Annotated in this window: 15 protein-coding genes; 8 read left to right on the forward strand and 7 right to left on the reverse strand. The window is 71.4% G+C overall.

The annotated features are described in order from the left end of the window. Positions 1-280: 280 nt before the first annotated feature. Both ACX6XY_RS05265 and ACX6XY_RS05270 read right to left on the reverse strand, forming a co-directional pair. Entirely contained in the window at positions 281-2,668 is a 2,388-nt protein-coding gene (locus ACX6XY_RS05265) for an ATP-binding cassette domain-containing protein (protein ID WP_460326893.1), read from the reverse strand. Positions 2,669-2,788: 120 nt separating this feature from the next. After that, complete coding sequence (locus ACX6XY_RS05270) at positions 2,789-3,223, reverse strand: VOC family protein (protein ID WP_460326895.1); 435 nt, start codon at positions 3,221-3,223, stop codon at positions 2,789-2,791. 122 nt (positions 3,224-3,345) lie between these two features. Here ACX6XY_RS05270 and ACX6XY_RS05275 point away from each other — a divergent pair, with 122 nt between their 5' ends. After that, positions 3,346-4,248: a sigma-70 family RNA polymerase sigma factor gene (locus ACX6XY_RS05275; protein ID WP_460326897.1), complete on the forward strand. Its 903-nt coding sequence runs from the start codon at positions 3,346-3,348 to the stop codon at positions 4,246-4,248. A gap of 170 nt (positions 4,249-4,418) precedes the next feature. Then, entirely contained in the window at positions 4,419-4,907 is a 489-nt protein-coding gene (locus tag ACX6XY_RS05280) for a carboxymuconolactone decarboxylase family protein (RefSeq protein ID WP_460326899.1), read from the forward strand. A gap of 45 nt (positions 4,908-4,952) precedes the next feature. Here ACX6XY_RS05280 and ACX6XY_RS05285 read toward each other — a convergent pair whose 3' ends face one another. Further along, a complete protein-coding gene (locus ACX6XY_RS05285; protein WP_460326901.1) occupies positions 4,953-6,248 on the reverse strand; it encodes a GNAT family N-acetyltransferase in 1,296 nt (431 codons plus the stop codon). 240 nt (positions 6,249-6,488) lie between these two features. Here ACX6XY_RS05285 and ACX6XY_RS05290 point away from each other — a divergent pair, with 240 nt between their 5' ends. From ACX6XY_RS05290 to ACX6XY_RS05305, 4 genes are all read left to right on the forward strand, one after another. Beyond that, a complete protein-coding gene (locus tag ACX6XY_RS05290; RefSeq protein WP_460326903.1) occupies positions 6,489-7,040 on the forward strand; it encodes a Uma2 family endonuclease in 552 nt (183 codons plus the stop codon). Positions 7,041-7,149: 109 nt separating this feature from the next. Further along, the gene (locus ACX6XY_RS05295; RefSeq protein ID WP_460326905.1) at positions 7,150-7,563 is read left to right on the forward strand and encodes a helix-turn-helix domain-containing protein; all 414 of its coding nucleotides are present in this window, start codon (positions 7,150-7,152) and stop codon (positions 7,561-7,563) included. A gap of 36 nt (positions 7,564-7,599) precedes the next feature. Then, positions 7,600-8,208, forward strand: coding sequence for a hypothetical protein (locus tag ACX6XY_RS05300; RefSeq protein WP_460326907.1), 609 nt, complete (start codon positions 7,600-7,602; stop codon positions 8,206-8,208). A 104-nt stretch (positions 8,209-8,312) separates the two neighbouring features. Then, positions 8,313-8,651 carry a DUF2516 family protein gene (locus tag ACX6XY_RS05305; protein ID WP_460326910.1) on the forward strand — a complete coding sequence of 113 codons (339 nt, stop codon included), beginning with the start codon at positions 8,313-8,315 and terminating at the stop codon, positions 8,649-8,651. A gap of 10 nt (positions 8,652-8,661) precedes the next feature. Here ACX6XY_RS05305 and ACX6XY_RS05310 read toward each other — a convergent pair whose 3' ends face one another. The 3 genes from ACX6XY_RS05310 to ACX6XY_RS05320 form a co-directional block, all read right to left on the reverse strand. Next, positions 8,662-9,921: a PP2C family protein-serine/threonine phosphatase gene (locus tag ACX6XY_RS05310; RefSeq protein ID WP_460326913.1), complete on the reverse strand. Its 1,260-nt coding sequence runs from the start codon at positions 9,919-9,921 to the stop codon at positions 8,662-8,664. 267 nt (positions 9,922-10,188) lie between these two features. Beyond that, positions 10,189-11,259, reverse strand: a complete 1,071-nt coding sequence (locus ACX6XY_RS05315; RefSeq protein ID WP_460326915.1) for a C40 family peptidase — start codon at positions 11,257-11,259, stop codon at positions 10,189-10,191. A 194-nt stretch (positions 11,260-11,453) separates the two neighbouring features. Then, positions 11,454-12,251, reverse strand: a complete 798-nt coding sequence (locus tag ACX6XY_RS05320) for a class I SAM-dependent methyltransferase (protein WP_460326917.1) — start codon at positions 12,249-12,251, stop codon at positions 11,454-11,456. A 223-nt stretch (positions 12,252-12,474) separates the two neighbouring features. Between ACX6XY_RS05320 and mshA the strand changes: the two genes are divergently transcribed. Together mshA and ACX6XY_RS05330 are read left to right on the forward strand one after the other, a co-directional pair. Continuing rightward, positions 12,475-13,836, forward strand: coding sequence for a D-inositol-3-phosphate glycosyltransferase (gene mshA / locus ACX6XY_RS05325; protein ID WP_460326919.1), 1,362 nt, complete (start codon positions 12,475-12,477; stop codon positions 13,834-13,836). Then, positions 13,829-14,320, forward strand: coding sequence for a type III secretion system chaperone family protein (locus tag ACX6XY_RS05330; protein ID WP_460326921.1), 492 nt, complete (start codon positions 13,829-13,831; stop codon positions 14,318-14,320). Before mshA ends, ACX6XY_RS05330 begins: the two co-directional genes overlap by 8 nt. Here the strand turns inward: ACX6XY_RS05330 and ACX6XY_RS05335 are convergent. Beyond that, the gene (locus tag ACX6XY_RS05335) at positions 14,298-15,659 is read right to left on the reverse strand and encodes an MDR family MFS transporter (protein WP_460326923.1); all 1,362 of its coding nucleotides are present in this window, start codon (positions 15,657-15,659) and stop codon (positions 14,298-14,300) included. The genes ACX6XY_RS05330 and ACX6XY_RS05335 overlap by 23 nt on opposite strands. Positions 15,660-15,849 lie beyond the last annotated feature (190 nt).

Genomic DNA, 15,849 nt, shown 5'->3' on the forward strand with positions numbered 1-15,849 from the left:
CCGCTCCTGTGAGGCTCATGTGAGGTTGGCCCGCACGCCAAGTGCGTGAGGGTGCACACACCCTAATGGCGTGGGCGGTCGCTCATGACCTGGGTCCGGGTTTCGCTGGGCCCATTGGGTGACACGGCGCTTGGGGCCCGCTTGAACGGCCGCTCCCCGCCGCCCAGTCCGCGGGTGAACGGGGCGAGCCCGGCTCGCGCTGGGGGCAGGGCCGGGCTCGGGGCGGTGCAGGGCCGTGCGGTGTGCGGTGTTGCGGTGCGGGCTGTGCGGTGCGGGGCGGTCAGGCGGTGACGTACGCCGCGAGGTGTTCGCCCGTGAGCGTGGAGCGGTCGGCGACGAGGTCGGCGGGGGTGCCCTCGAAGACGACCTGTCCGCCGTCGTGCCCGGCGCCGGGGCCGAGGTCGATGATCCAGTCGGCGTGCGCCATGACCGCCTGGTGGTGCTCGATGACGATGACCGACTTACCCGAGTCGACCAGCCGGTCGAGCAGGCCGAGCAGCTGCTCGACGTCGGCCAGGTGAAGCCCGGTGGTCGGCTCGTCGAGGACGTACACGCCGCCCTTCTCCGCCATGTGCGTGGCCAGCTTCAGCCGCTGCCGCTCGCCGCCGGACAGCGTGGTCAGCGGCTGGCCGAGGCTGAGGTAGCCGAGCCCGACGTCCGCGAGCCGGGTCAGGATCCTGTGGGCGGCCGGAACCCGCGCGTCGCCCGCGCCGAAGAACTCCGCGGCCTCCGTCACCGGCATCGCGAGCACCTCGCTGATGTCGCGGCCGCCGAGACGGTGGTCGAGCACGGACGCCTCGAACCGCTTCCCCTCGCACTCCTCGCAGACCGTGGCGACCCCGGCCATCATCCCCAGGTCGGTGTAGATCACCCCGGCGCCGTTGCAGTTGGGGCAGGCGCCTTCGGAGTTGGCGCTGAACAGCGCGGGCTTCACGCCGTTGGCCTTCGCGAACGCCTTGCGGATCGGGTCGAGCAGCCCGGTGTACGTCGCCGGGTTGCTCCGTCGCGAGCCGCGGATCGCGGTCTGGTCGACCGACACCGCGTCCACGTCACGCGGCATCGCCCCGTGCACCAGCGAGCTCTTGCCGGACCCGGCGACCCCGGTCACGACGCAGAGCACGCCGAGCGGGATGTCGACGTCGACTCCCCGCAGGTTGTGCGTCCTCGCGTCGCGGATCGCCAGTTTGCCGGTGGGCTCGCGGACCGTGTCCTTGACGGCGGCCCGGTCGTCGAGGTGGCGCCCCGTGCTGGTGCCGCTGGCCCGCAGCCCCGCCAGGTCGCCCTCGTAACAGACGGTTCCGCCCGCCCCGCCGGCGCCGGGGCCGAGGTCGACGACATGGTCGGCGATCGCGATGGCCTCCGGCTTGTGCTCCACGACCAGCACCGTGTTGCCCTTGTCCCGCAGCCGCAGCAGGAGGTTGTTCATCCGCTGGATGTCGTGGGGGTGCAGTCCGACGGTGGGCTCGTCGAAGACGTACGTGACGTCGGTGAGCGAGGAGCCGAGATGGCGGATCATCTTGACGCGCTGCGCCTCGCCGCCGGAGAGCGTGCCCGACGCCCGGTCAAGCGAGAGATAGCCGAGCCCGATCTCCACGAACGAGTCGAGGGTCTGCTGGAGCGCGGTGAGCAGCGGCGCCACCGAGGGCTCCGCCAGACCGCGCAGCCACTCGGCGAGGTCCCTGATCTCCATCGCGCAGGCGTCGGCGATGCTGATCTTCTTGATCTTCGACGACCGGGCCGCCGCGCTGAGCCGGGTGCCGTCGCAGTCGGGGCACTGGGCGAAGGTGACCGCCCGGTCCACGAACGCCCGGATGTGCGGCTGCATCGACTCCCGGTCCTTGGAGAGCATCGACTTCTGCAGCTTGGGGATCAGCCCCTCGTAGGTGAGGTTGATCCCGTTGATCTTCACCTTGGTCGGCTCGCGGTACAGGAAGTCGTGCCGCTCCTTCTTGGTGTACTCGCGGATCGGCTTGTCCGGGTCGAAGAAGCCGGACTCGGCGATGATCCGTACGACCCAGCCGCCCCCGGTGTAGGTGGGGATGGTGAACGGGTCCTCGCTCAGCGACTTGGAGTCGTCGTAGAGCTGGGCGAGGTCGATGTCGGAGACCGTGCCGCGGCCTTCGCAGTGGGTGCACATGCCGCCGGTGCGGCTGAAGGTGACCTTCTCGGTCCTGGTCTTGTCGGCGCCGCGGTCGACCGTCATCCCGCCGCTCGCCGAGACTGACGCGACGTTGAAGGAGAACGCGCCGGGCGAGCCGATGTGCGGCTTGCCGAGCCTGCTGAAGAGGATGCGCAGCATCGCGTTGGCGTCGGTGGCGGTGCCGACCGTGGAGCGCGGGTCGGAGCCCATCCGCTGCTGGTCGACGATGATCGCCGTCGTCAGACCGTCGAGTACGTCGACATCGGGCCGGGCCAGCGTCGGCATGAAGCCCTGCACGAAGCTGCTGTAGGTCTCGTTGATCAGCCGCTGCGACTCCGCGGCGATCGTGTCGAACACCAGCGAGCTCTTGCCCGATCCCGAGACCCCGGTGAACACCGTCAGCCGCCGCTTCGGGATCTCGATGCTGACGTCCTTGAGGTTGTTCTCGCGCGCGCCGTGCACCCGGATCAGGTCGTGGCTGTCAGCGGCGTGCGGCGCGTGCGGCTGGGTGCCCGTCCTCGTGGCCATGTCTGTCGTGTCCCCGTCCGTCGGTCCCGTATGGCGGTAGCCCTCGAGATCGCCACGCTAGTCGAGGCCCGTCGCACGCGCTTCTCGATTCCTGACCCGATCCGGGCACCCGCCCAGGCCTCAGTCGAGGCAGAACTCGTTACCCTCGACGTCCTGCATCACCAGGCAGGACTCGTTGTACTCGTCGGCGGTCAGGAGCCGCACCCGCGTCGCGCCGAGCGCGATCAGCCGCGCGCATTCGGCTTCCAGCGCGGCGAGACGCTCCTCGCCCACGAGCCCGGTGCCGGTCCGCACGTCGAGATGCAGCCGGTTCTTGACGGTCTTGCCCTCGGGAACGCGCTGGAAGAACATCCGCGGGCCCACCCCGGCGGGATCGACGCAGGCGAACGCCGACCCCTGCCGCTCGGGCGGCAGCGCGCGGTCGAAGTCGCTCCACGAGTCGAAGCCCTTCGGCGGCGGCGGTACGACGTACCCCAACACCTCGCACCAGAAGCGCGCGACGCGTTCGGGGTCCGCGCAGTCGAAGGTGATCTGGAACTGCTTGATCGATGCCATCGGCTCACCCTAACGGCCCCCGGCGCGCGTATGTGTGTGTGCACCGCTGCCTCGACCGGCCTCTCGGAGGGCGGATAGCGTCCGTTACCCCACTGACGGATCGGACCGCGAGGATGCGAGAGATGAGCGAGAGAGATCTTCTGGCCCGGCGTTTCGAGGAGCACCGCTCCCGTCTGCGCGCGGTGGCCTACCGCATGCTGGGCTCGCTCAGCGAGGCGGAAGACGCCGTCCAGGAAGCCTGGTTGAAGCTGAACCGCTCCGACGTCGCTGAGGTGCGGAACCTCGGCGGCTGGCTGACCACCGTGGTGAGCAGGGTGTGCCTGGACATGCTGCGCTCGCGGTCCACGCGCCGCGAGGAGCCGCTGCACGACCAGAACGACCAGGACGGCCGGTTCCGGCTGCCCGACCCAGTCGTCACCGGCCCGGACAGCGTGGACCCCGAGCAGGAGATACTCGTGGCCGACTCGGTGGGCATCGCCCTCATGGTCGTCCTGCAGACCCTTTCCCCCGCCGAACGCCTCGCCTTCGTGCTGCACGACCTGTTCGCCGTCCCCTTCGACGAGATCGCCTCCGTCCTGGGCCGCACCCCTGCCGCCACCCGGCAGCTCGCCAGCCGCGCCCGCCGCCGGGTCAATGGGGCCGCACCCGCTTCCGACACCGACCTCGCCCGCAGGCGCGAGGTCGTGGACGCCTTCCTCGCCGCCTCGCGCGGCGGCGACTTCGACGCCCTTCTCGCCGTCCTCGACCCGGAGGTCGTGGCGCGCTCCGACGGCGGCGCGCTGCGTCCGAGCCTGCTGCGCCGCGGCGCGTCCGATGTGGCCTCCCAGGCGGTCGCCTTCGCCCGGTTCGCGGAGGCCGGACATGCGGTGCTGGTCAACGGCTCGCCCGGTGTGGTCGCAGTCGCGGAGGGGCGTGCGGTGTCGGTCATGGCGTTCACGATCCAGGGTGGCCGGATCGCCGCTCTCGACATCCTCACCGACCCCGAGCGCCTTGCGCGGATCGACCTGAGTGTCCTGCGCGGCTGATCCGCCGCGCACCCGCGGTGCGGCGGGCAGCCCACCCCGCGGTGCGGCGGGCAGCCCAACCCGCCGCACCGCTACGTCGAAAGAGAATGTCCCGACCCTGTCACACCGAGGTGGGGTGATCCGTCAGTGAGTTGAGAACGCCGAACAGGCCGATGCGAAGGAGCCCACCCATGACCAGCACCTCGATTTCCCGGATGCCGAACCCGGCCGAGTTCGTGCCGGAGCTGAACGACATCAGCGCCGCGCTGTTCCGGGCGACGGGCAACCGCTCGGTGCCGCGCACCACGATGAGCCTGGTGCACCTGCGGGCCGGCCAGATTGTCGGGAACACCTATCTGACCGTCCTCAACACCGGTTTCCTGCGCAAGGCGGGGGAGTCGGAGGAGCGCATCACGGCCGTCTCCTCGTGGCAGGACGCCCCGTACTTCACCGACGCCGAGCGCGCGGCGCTGGCCCTGGTGGAAGCCACCCTCCAGCCCGCCCCGCACGGCCGGGAACGGGTCAGCGACGACCTGTACGCGCAGGCGGCGAAGCACTACGACGAGAAGGCCCTGGCCACCCTGACCATCGCGATCGGGCAGATCAACTTCTTCATAGCCCTGGCCGTCATCGGCAAGCCCGCACCGGTGGCGTCCCTCGCCGACAAGCAGTGGGACTGACCCCGCCGCCGTCGGGGCGCTTGTCGCGCGTCAACGGTCAACTCGTCAGAAGGCGAACGAGTTGTGCGGTTCGGGGTCGGTCCGCAGCAGCCGGGCCAACCGCCCGACCGCGCCGTCGGCGTGCGCGGTGATGTGGCCCGCGTACGCCAGGTGGTGCGCCGACATGCCGCCGAAGTAGAGCGAACTGAGCGCCGGGACGGTGAGGGTCAGGTCCGCCGCCTGGTCGGTGGGGACGCAGGTCACCGACGCGCCGTCGGCTCGCAGCCGCCAAGTGCCGTTGTTCGCCGGGCACATTCGGTCGCCGTCGACGGTGAACGTCAGCTCGCCGGGTGTGTCGTACGAGCGCTGGGTCAGGGCGAGGGGGACGTCGAGCAGCCGCGCCCACAGGTTGTCCGACTGGCGGGTGACGCGCATCGCGCGCGGGTTCGCGAGCATCCACCGCAGGGGTTCGTCGCGCGGGCGGCCGGGGGCCACGACGGTCTTGGTGAGGTCGAAGTCGAGCAGCACGCCCCACAGGGCGCGGTAGGCCGTCGGGTTCGTCGCTTCCAGGGCCTCCACGACGAGGGTTCCCGCGTGGTCCGCCGTCGCGGACCACGGCAGCCGGAAGTCAGCGATGCCGTCCGCCTCGCCGTGCCGGTCACGGTGGAGGAGATAGCGCAGCGGTCCGTTGGCGCCGTCCGCCTCGTCGGACAGCTTGTCCCAGTGTCCGGCGAGCGGAGTGAGCTCGCCTACGCGGTGCGCGCGCACGCTCGCGTGCACCACGGGCCAGGCCCGCTTCGCCTGTGCGGCGTCGACCAGCTCCAGCGACCCGGAGTCGGGCTCCGCTGGCAGGAGGGCGGCCTCGTGCCGGGCCAGCTCCCACCGGACGCGATAGGTCGACGGCCCGTACCCGTACCGCCCGTAGATGCCGCCCTCGCTCGCGCTGAGCATCGCCAGCGGCTCGCCTCGGTCCAGGGCCGACTCGAACATGGCCTGCATCATCCGCCGCAGATAACCGCGTCGGCGGTGGGTCGCGATCACCCCGGTGGCCGTGACCCCGGCCATTCTGACCGTGCCCCCGCCGGGGACCGTCACCTCGAAGGAGAGGGCGGCCGACGCGCCGACGCAGACGCCGTCGACGAACGTCGCGACCGGGTGGAAGGCCTCGTTCGCGAGGTCGGCCGCCGCCCACGCGTCGAGCTGCTCCGCGGTCGCGGGGGCGCGCTGCGGGGGCCACGGCTCGGGCCCGCCGTGCCACGCGGCGTCCGCCGGCTCCCACTTCGGCAGCCCGTTCACATACGGCAACACCCGGTAGTACGCGGCCATTTCACCCGGCAGCGGCGGGCGCACCTGAGTCACCATGCCGCCCATTGCACCCACCGCCCGACCACCCGGCAATCGAATATCGACTACCGACCCGTCACGCATGTCCTGGTGAGCACTAGCAGGACTGAGCCTGCCGAGGGCTGGTGGCCGACCCCTCCGGCAGCTGCCGCCCTGCTGCCCCTCGCCGCCTAAGACCCCCACGCTTACCGTCCAGCCCTCGTACGCTAGAGGCCGGGCACCCTGGGAGGACACGTGATTACACGAGACCGGCCGCAGATGAGCCTCGACGCCTTCGAGGCCATCGCCGAAGCCGCATCACGGCACGACGTCAAGCTCGAATTCATCAACGGACAGATCGGGGTCAAGCCGGTGCCGGACGGCGACCACGGAGAAATCATCGCGTGGCTACAGCGCATCTGCATGCAGCAGCGACCTGATCTGTGGCTGTACGCGGAGCAGGGGCTGAAGATCGAGACGTACCGCAGCGGCGACGCGCGTCCGGACGCATCCCTCGCCCCGGAAGGCACCTTCGCGGGACAGGGCGAATGGGCTGCCAACGCCGACGCTGTCCTGATGGCCGTCGAAGTCACCTCGTGGGACAAGGATGCCGACCGGCGTGACCGCGTGGAGAAGCCACGGGCCTATGCCGAGACCGGCATCCCCGTCTATTTGCTCATCGACCGCAACGCCTGCACCCTCACGCTGTACTCCACTCCTGAGCGCGGGCGATACAGCGACACGCACACCGCGGACTTCGGTGCCACCGTCGAGCTTCCCGGCCTCGGGATCGCCCTGAAGACGGACCGTCTGAAGAACTACGTCCGCTGACCCCAGCACCGTCACGGTGCCCTCCTCAAAGTCAGCAGCGGCGGTGGCGTGGAACACTATTGCAAGCGTCTGCTTGCAATAGTTAGCGCGGGTGGGGCAGGATCGGGGTATGGCATCGCTCAATGTCGGCAACCTCGGTGAGTACCTGCGTGAGCAGCGGCGTAGCGCACAGCTGTCGTTGCGGCAGCTCGCCGACGCCGCCGGGGTGTCCAACCCGTATCTGAGCCAGATCGAGCGCGGTCTGCGTAAGCCGAGCGCGGAGATTCTGCAGCAGCTCGCCAAGGCGCTGCGGATTTCCGCCGAGACGCTGTACGTGCAGGCCGGGATGCTCGACGAGCGGGAGCGGGGCGAGGTGGAGACGCGGGCCGCGGTGCTCGCCGATCCCACGATCAACGAGCGGCAGAAGCAGGTGCTGCTGCAGATCTACGAGTCGTTCCGCAAGGAGAACGGGGTCGGCAGCGATGACAGTAGCGCTGACAGCAGAGCTGACAGCAGCGGTGAAGAGCGACCCCCGTCAGCTTGAATCTTGAGTTCCGTCCAGTCCAGGAGGAAGTAAGCCATGGCCATCGCCGAGGACATCCGCAGGGCCGCCGCCGACCCCAAGCCGCTGTACTTCGTCGCCGGTACCGCGGACATCGCGTACGAGCAGGCGCAGAAGGTGCCCGGTCTGATCGAGCAGCTGAGCGTCGAGGCGCCGGGGTGGGTCGAGAACGTACGCAAGGCCGACCCGAAGGACGTGCAGGAGAAGGCCGTCGCCCGCGCCAAGGAGGCGCAGGAGGCGGTGCAGGCCACGGTCGCCGAGTTCATCGGCTCGCTGGACACCGACCTGAAGAAGATCGGTGACGTGGTTCAGGACGTGGCGCTGCGGGGCGTCGGGTTCGCCGCCGAGGGCGTGGTCAAGGCGCGCGAGACGTACGACAAGGTCGCCGAGCGCGGCGAGGGCGCCGTGAAGACCTGGCGTGGCGAGACTTCGGATGCCGAGGGCGCCGGGGATGCCGGGGCTGTCGTGGTGGCGGATGAGCCCGTCGTCGTGGTGGACGAGCCGGTCGTGGCGGATGAGCCGGTCGTCGCGGCGGGGGAGGAGCCTGGCGCGAAGAAGGCCGCCACGGCCAAGAAGGCCCCCGCCAAGAAGACGGCGGCCAAGAAGACCACGCCGCCCGCCAAGTGATCGTCGGTCGTTGACCGTCCGGCGGCCGGGGCACCTTCGGGGTGCTTCGGCCGTTATCCGGGTACGGTGGCAGCGTAGGCGGAATCGACTCGGGTGGTGGCATTGTGCTGACGCAGGGCTTCGGCAACTTGTTGTGGCTGATCTTTACCGCCATGCTCGTGCTCGCCGTGGTGGCGCTGGTGATGGCCTCGACGGCCCGCGAGGACGCCTATCGCGCGGCCAACAAGCAGACCAAGATGTTCTGGGTGATCATCCTGGGGCTCGCGGTCCTGGTGAACCTGATCAATGTGTTCCTGTTCCTGCAGATCGCCGGACTGATCGCGACGATCGTGTTCTTCGTCGATGTGCGGCCCGCGCTCCGTCAGGTCACCGGCGGAAGCGGCGGCGGGCGGCGCGGCTCCAGCAGCGATGGCCCGTACGGTCCGTACAACGGCGGACGGTAGGTCTCATCGGCTAGCGGCGGCCGCGGTCCAGGAGCAGGACCGCCACGTCGTCTGTCAGCTCGCCGCCGTTGAGGTCGCGGACCTCGTTGACGGCGGCTTCGAGCAGTTCGTCACCGTGCAGGCCGGACGCGAGCTGGCGGCGGACCATCCGCACCATGCCGTCCTGGCCGAGTCGCTGGTTGCCCTCGCCGATCCGGCCCTCGATCAGCCCGTCCGTGTAGAGCATCAGACTCCAGGCCGGACCGAGGTCGATCTCCTGGCGGGACCAGCGGGCGTGCGGCAGCAGGCCGAGCGCCGGGCCGCCGTTGTCGTACGGGAGCAGCTCGGCGGGGCGGCCCTGGCGGGCGAGCAGCGGCGCGGGGTGTCCCGCCAGCCAGAGCCCGGCGCGGCGGCCGTCGGGGGCTATGTCGATCATGCAGAGCGTCGCGAAGATCTCGTCGTCCGGGCGCTCGTGCTCCAGCACCTGTTGCAGCGTGGCGAGCAGCTCGTCCCCGCACATCCCGGCGAAGGTCAGGGCGCGCCACGCGATACGCAGCTCCACGCCCAGCGCGGCCTCGTCGGGGCCGTGCCCGCAGACGTCGCCGATCATGGCGTGCACCGTGCCGTCGGGGGTGCGGACGGTGTCGTAGAAGTCGCCGCCCAGCAGCGCGCGGGAACGGCCCGGCCGGTAGCGCGCGGCGAACCGCAGCGCGGAGCCGCCGAGCAGCGGGGTGGGCAGCAGGCCACGCTCCAGGCGGGCGTTCTCCTGGGCGCGCAGCCGGGACTCGGTCAGCTGGCGCTGGGCGATGTCGGCGCGCTTGCGCTCCACCGCGTACCGGATGGCGCGGCTCAGCAGCCGGGCGTCCAGCTCCTCCCGCAGGAGGTAGTCCTGCGCGCCGACCCGCACCGCCGCCACGGCCCGCTCGGCGTCACCGGACGCGGTGAGCGCGAGCACGGCGTGCCGGGGCGCGAGGCGCAGCACGTGCTTCAGGGGCACCAGCTCGTCGGGCTCGGCGTCTTCGCCGGTGTGCGGTGCGGGCAGGGCGAGGTCGAGCAGGATGCAGTGCACGTCGTCGGTGAGCAGCCGCTCGGCCTCGGTGAGGTTGCGGGCGGTACGGACGCGGATGGGCTTGCCCGCGGTGTCGAGCAGTTCGGGCACACTCAGCGCCCCCGCTGGGTCGTCCTCGATGACCAGCAGGGTCAGGCTGGCGTCGTTGTCGACGCCGGCCGGGTGGGCCTGACCGCCTTCCGCGGCCTGGAGTGCTCGCTGCCGCGGTATGGGTACGGGCATGTGCTGTGTTCCTTCCCTCCCCCCGAGGGCACGGTGGAACGCGTTCGCCGGACCACCCGACGGGGACCATAGCGGTAGCGGGCGGTGCGGTGGAATGGTCAGCCGTGAAGAGCGTCTGTCATATGCCGTGCCTGGTACCGCTTTTGGGTGGGACCGGGTCGTATCGGAGCCCCTGGGGATGACGAACATCACGCTGGGCGGGCGCGGAGGTGGGCTGCGTCACGCGCCCGTCACGTGTGCCCCGTCACGTGTGCCCCGTCACGTGTGTCATCCGCCGGGGCGTACGACCCCCAGGATCGGCATGGAGCCCGCGCCCGACTCGGTGATCTGCCGCCCCGGCCGTGGTGCGTGCACCATCGTGCCGTCGCCTATGTACATCGCGACATGGCTGGCGTCTTTCCAGTAGATGATCAGGTCGCCCGGCCGCATGTCCTTCACGTCTACCCGAGGCAGTCGCTTCCACTGCTCCTGGGACGTCCGCGGAATGCCCCGTCCGGCCGCCGCCCAGGCCTGCGAGGTCAGACCCGAGCAGTCGTACGAGCCCGGTCCCTCGGCGCCCCACTGGTAGGGCTTGCCTATCTGCGCGGTGGCGTACTGGATCGCCTTGCCGGCCTGGCCCGTCGCCGCCTGGTCGCCGCCGGGCCCGCCGCCCGAGCTCAGCCAGTCCTGCTGGCGCTTTCGCGCGGCCTCCTCCTCCAGCTTGCGCAGCCGCTCGCGCTCCTCCTTCCTGAGCTCGGACTCCAGCTTCTCGGCCGCCGCGATCTTCCGCTCTATCTCCTTCTTCGCCTTCGCCTTCTTCTTGCGCAGGCCGTCGAGCTTCTTCCAGTGCGCCGAGGCGTCCGACGCGTACGTCTTCAGGTCCTCCTGGGTCCGGGTCAGCTCCGCGATCAGCCCCTGGGTCGCGTGCTGGCCCTGGCGCACCCGCCGGGCGCCGCGCAGGAACTGCTGCGGGTCGTCGCTCAGCAGCAGCCGCGCCTCGGGCGGCATCCCGCCGCCGCGGTACTGCGCCCGTGCCGCGGCGCCCGCCTGCGCCTTGAGCCGGTCCAGCCTCCGCTGGCCGCGCACCACCTCGCGTGCCAGCTTCACTATGTCGCCTGACTGCTTCTCGGCCTTCTCCTCCGCCGCGTTGTACGCGTCCGTGGCGACGGCGGCCTGGCGGTACAGCCGGTTGATCTCCTTACGGACGTCCTCAAGGGTCCGGGGCGTCTGGGGCGTTGGGTCCTGGGGCGCGGGCTCGGCTGGGCGCGCCGCGTGGGCCGCGCCGGGCGCGGCCAGCAGGGTCACCGCGCAGAGCAGAGCGGCCGCCATGGCCACGCTCGAACGTCGTTTGCCGACCATGCCCACACCCCCCAATAATTGATGACTCGTCAGTAAGTTCTGCCTCCGGATAGTGCCACGTCCGCGCGCGGGACAACAGGCGCGTACGAGACAACAGACGCACGAGGCGACAGACGTGTGCGACGGTCGAAACCCGGTGCCCCACCCACCCCTTCAAACGAACAGCGGCCACACGGCGTTCCCCGCACCCGACATCACCCGCGCGGCGCCAGCGCCTCCCATGCCACCGTCACCTCGCCCTGCCGCCAGCGCCCCCGCCGGTCCACCACCGGCCAGTCCGCCGCCAGATCCTCCACCGCCCTGATCCAGCGCTGCCGCGCGCCATACGCCCCGTACGGCGCCGCCGCGGCCCAGGCGCGGTCGAAGTCACGCAGAAACGCGTGCACCGGCTCACCCGGCACATTCCGGTGGATCAGCGCCTTCGGCAGCCGCTCCGCCAGGTCCGACGGCCGCCCGAGCGAACCGAGCCGGGTCGCGAACGTCACCGTGCGCGGCCCGTCGCCGCCCAGCGCCACCCACACATGGCGCCGCCCGATCTCGTCGCAGGTGCCCTCGACCAGCAGCCCGCCAGGGGCCAGCCCCGCCCGGAGCCGCTCCCAGACCCCGGCGACCTCCTCCTCGTCGTACTGGCGCAGCACATTGGCCGCCCGGATCAGCGCGGGCCGCCGCCCGCCGGGCAGCGGCAGCTCGAAGCCGCCGTGCAGGAAGGTCAGGCCGTCGGTCTCGTACGGCGCGGCGGCCGACACCCGAGCCGGGTCGATCTCGATCCCGACGACCTCGACGGCCGGGGCGGCGGTACGCAGCCGGTGCAGCAGCTCGACGGCGGTCCAGGGGGCGGCGCCGTACCCCAGGTCGACGGCCACGGGCGCGGCGGCCGCGCGCAGCGCCTGACCGTGTACGGCGGCGATCCAGCGGTCCATGCGGCGCAGGCGGTTGGGGTTGGTGGTCCCGCGTGTGACGGTCCCCACCGGGCGGGACGGGGTGCGGGCCATGCGTCCAGTATCGCCGGGGCTCCCGTACGCCCGTACGCCCGTACGCCCGTACGCCCGTACGCCCGTACGCCCGTACGGCGCGAGCGCGGTCGCGAAGGGGCAGGTAATGCTTTGGCAAAATGGAAATGAGCGGGAGCTCCCCGCTGTTCCCCGTGTCTGAAGGACGCCGTTCGGGACGGTGCCGCCCGCCCCGCAGTCGAAGCCGCCCTAGGAGGACCGCCACGTGAGCCAGTATGTGACCCGGCTCGGCGAACGTCTCGGCTCCAGTGCGGCCGCGAGACTCCGCTTCCCCGGCGCCTTCCCCGGTACGCAGCGCCGCCCGCGCCGGGTGGCCATGCTCAGCGTGCACACCTCACCCCTGCATCAGCCCGGCACCGGCGACGCGGGCGGCATGAACGTCTACATCGTGGAGCTCGCCAAGCGCCTCGCCGCGATCGACGTCGAGGTCGAGATCTTCACCCGCGCGACCACCGGCGACCTGCCCCCCGCGGTCGAGCTCGCCCCCGGAGTCCTCGTACGCCATGTCGACGCGGGCCCCTATGAAGGCCTCTCCAAGGAGGAGCTGCCCGCCCAGCTGTGCGCCTTCACGCACGGCGTGATGCGGACCTGGGCGGGCCACCGCCCCGGCCACTACGACCTGGTGCACTCCCACTACTGGCTCAGCGGCCACGTCGGCTGGCTCGCCGCCGAACGCTGGGGCGTCCCGCTGGTGCACGCCATGCACACCATGGCCAAGGTCAAGAACGCCGCGCTGGCCGACGGCGACACCCCCGAACCCGCCGCCCGCGTGATCGGCGAGACGCAGATCGTACGGGCCGCCGACCGGCTCATCGCCAACACCGACGAGGAGTCCGCCGACCTGGTGCTCCACTACGAGGCCGACCCCGCGAAGGTCGCCGTGGTCCACCCCGGCGTCAACCTGGAACGCTTCCGCCCGGCCGACGGCCGCCGGGCCGCCCGGCAGCGCCTCGGGCTGCCGCAGGACGCGCTGATCCCGCTGTTCGCGGGCCGGATCCAGCCCCTCAAGGCCCCCGACGTCCTGCTGCGCGCCGTCGCCGTACTGCTGGACCAGCGCCCCGAGCTGCGCCCCAGGCTGGTGGTGCCGGTGGTCGGCGGGCCCAGCGGCAGCGGCCTCGCCAAGCCGGAGGGACTCCAGAAGCTCGCCTGCCAGCTCGGCGTCGCCGATGTCGTACGGTTCCGGCCCCCGGTCGGCCAGGACCAGCTCGCGGACTGGTTCCGGGCCGCGTCGGTGCTGGTCATGCCGTCCTACAACGAGTCGTTCGGGCTGGTCGCCGTCGAGGCCCAGGCGTCCGGCACGCCCGTGGTCGCGGCGTCCGTGGGCGGCCTGCCGGTCGCCGTGCGCGACGAGGTCAGCGGCTTCCTCGTACGAGGGCACGAGCCAGCCGCGTACGCGCGCGCCCTGGCCCGCTTCGTCGACGACGAGCATCTGGCCGACCGGATGGGCGAGGCCGCCGCGCGGCACGCGCGGTCCTTCGGCTGGGACGCCGCGGCCTCGGCGACCGCCGACGTGTACGCCGCCGCGATGCACGAACAGCACCGTCATCTACGCTCGGTACATGGCTGACGCAGCAGCGATCATCGAGCAGTCCCTGACCGACGCGGACGTCGAGTGGGAGAGTCCCGAGCCCGGCTCGTACGTCGTCACCCTCCCCGGCACCCGCAAGCTGAAGACCACGGTCTCGCTCATCGTGGGCCGGCACGCGCTGTCCCTGAACGCCTTCGTGATCCGGCACCCCGACGAGAACGCCGAAGGCGTCCACCGCTGGCTCCTGGAGCGCAATCTCAAGCTGTACGGCGTCGGGTACGCGGTCGACCGCCTCGGCGACGTCTATCTGACCGGCAAACTGCCGCTGTCCGCCGTGACGCCAAACGAGGTCGACCGGCTGCTCGGCTCCGTCCTGGAGGCCGCGGACGGCGCCTTCAACACGCTCCTGGAACTGGGCTTCGCCTCGGCGATCCGCAAGGAGTACGAGTGGCGGGTCGCGCGCGGCGAGCCGACGTACAACCTGGACGCCTTCGCCCACCTCACCCAGCCGCGCGCCGACTGAGGCCAGCCTCGGCCTTGCCGGGCACGGCTTCGCTGGGCGTGGCCTCGCCGGGGTCGAGGTCGGGTTCGGCACCCGGCGTCCCCCCTGCGGCCTCGGCCGTCCCCTCGGCCGTCCCCTCGGCCGTGCCCAGCGCCCGCCGCAGCAGCGTCGCGTACCCGGCCGCCGCCAGGCATCCGAGCACCGCGCACCCCAGCCACAGCGCGCCAGGGCCGGGCCCGTCCACCACCCACCCGGCCAGGATCGGCGCGACGAAGCCCGCCACCGCCCAGGACATGCCCATCACGCCCTGGTAGCGGCCGCGCGCGTGCTCCGGAGCGAGCCGGGCGGTCGCGGCGGAGTTGGTGGGGATGTGCACCATCTCGCCGATCGTCCACACCACCACGGTCGCGGCGAACAGCAGTGGCGTACCGGCCAGCGCGGTCGCCCCCGTCCCGAGGGCGAACAGCAGCGAGGAGACGGTGAGCAGGGCGGCCGGGGACCGCCGCTCGGTGATCTTGTTGACGAGTAGCTGGAAGCCGACGATCACCACGCCGTTCACCGCGATGACCATGCCGTACGAGCCCGGATCGAGCCCCTTGTCCGCCATGGTCAGCGGCAGCCCCACCCAGGGCGCGGTGAAGACCAGGCAGACCAGCAGGTTGAGCAGGACCAGGGTGCGGAACGTCGCGTCGTCGCGCAGCACGCTGAGCGTGGTGACCGGCGGCGCGTCCGCGGCCCGCGCGGCGCGGTCCCCGCTGTCCGCGACCGGCCGGGTCTCGCCCAGCCGCAGGAAGACGATCAGCGCGCACAGCACGGTCGCCACCGCGTCCGCCAGGAACAGCGTCCGGTACCCGAGGAAGATCGCCGCCCCGCCGCCCATCGCGGCGATGGCGAACCCGAGGTTCAGCGCCCAGTAGTTCAGCGCGTAGGCCCGCCTGCGGTCGGACTCCGGCACCAGGTCCGCGATGGTCGCCCCGATCGCGGGCCGTACCGCCTGCATCGCCACGCCCATCAGCAGCACCACGACCGCGATGCCCCAGGCGCTGGTCACCACCGCGAGCGCGGCCGTGCAGACCGCGCCGCCCAGATGCGCGGCGATCATCGTCGGACGCCGCCCCCACCGGTCGCTGAGCATGCCGCCCAGCGGCGACCCGGCGATCCCGCCGAGCCCGTGCAGGGCGATGACGAGCCCCGCGTACCAGGCCGAGTACCCGAGCTCCTGCGTCAGATACAGCGACATGAACGTCAGGACGAACGCCCCGGTGCGGTTGACCAGCGTGGACAGCCACAGCCACCAGAACCCGCCCGGCAGACCCGAGACGCTCTCACGCGCGGACCGTCTGAGAGAAGCGAACGACAACAGGTACCCCCGGCAGCAGCGCGTGTCACATGGGACAGCTCTCCACCGGCGCGCGGCGTGACGGCGCGACGGCACAACGGCGGCGCGGCGGCGGTGTAAGAACTGTCTACGGTTCGCACAACTTACGGGGGCGCGGGTCCGGGCCACCACCCAATTAGCGGCAGCCGTCAAACGACGATTACGCTCAAGG

It is taken from the genome of Streptomyces sp. O3 (assembly GCF_054788135.1).